The 689-nt window shown below is 42.5% G+C and carries 1 protein-coding gene and 1 pseudogene; both read right to left on the bottom strand.

All coding sequences use genetic code 11. The features are described from left to right. Window positions 1-156: 156 nt before the first annotated feature. The gene (locus tag A3761_RS02510; RefSeq protein ID WP_068514784.1) at window positions 157-411 is read right to left on the bottom strand and encodes a DUF1653 domain-containing protein; all 255 of its coding nucleotides are present in this window, start codon (window positions 409-411) and stop codon (window positions 157-159) included. Further along, window positions 408-689 (bottom strand): annotated as a pseudogene (locus A3761_RS02505) (hypothetical protein); the annotation flags it as partial. The pseudogene A3761_RS02505 and the gene A3761_RS02510, both read right to left, overlap by 4 nt.

The raw sequence follows: 689 nt of genomic DNA, 5'->3' as shown, positions 1-689 counted from the left end.
CCGGCCCAAACAAATGAGGCATTATGGACAAAATTAGTCGAACATAGATAATTTATAGCAGGTTTTACAACAACAACAATGCGATATTAAAAGTATTTTCTCTTAAATTAACGCTTACCTGTTGTTTTTATAGAAGATTAGTGTGTTTCACTAAGTTTAGAGTGATGAAGGTAAATGTTTTCCTAGCTCGACGTTATAGGCATTGATGAGCTTAAAGCGATCTTGCTCTAGACCGTTGATGGACACTGACTCTTTAAACATATCTAAAGGACGCACCCACAATCCAAACTCGCCATATAAAGCTCTATAGACAACCAACTTTTCCTCTGTCTCGCTATGCGTGACCAGGCCAAGTACCTCGTATTCAGCCCCCTTATAATGCTGATACAAGCCTGTTTCGATACCACTCATCCAGCCTTCTCCATACCCAAGAGTCTTCTCATAACCGATTCCAACATCACCACAACGATCATTAATGCATAAGCGGCGGCAATATAAACCCCTGCTTGAAGCGCTTTATCTGTGTGACCCAAAACCCAGTCATAAGCACCAACAAGGTAGGCGGGTGCCAGCCAAATACTTGCATCTGTCGCAATATTGATAGGCGTTAACAAGAGGACGGCAACCAGAACCCTTAAAGATCGCCGGGTTCGACGTAGCTTGAGATTTCTGGTCATTCGCCAAAATAC

This window comes from Oleiphilus sp. HI0123 (assembly GCF_001635315.1).
This window is presented reverse-complemented; position numbering and strand designations above follow the sequence as displayed.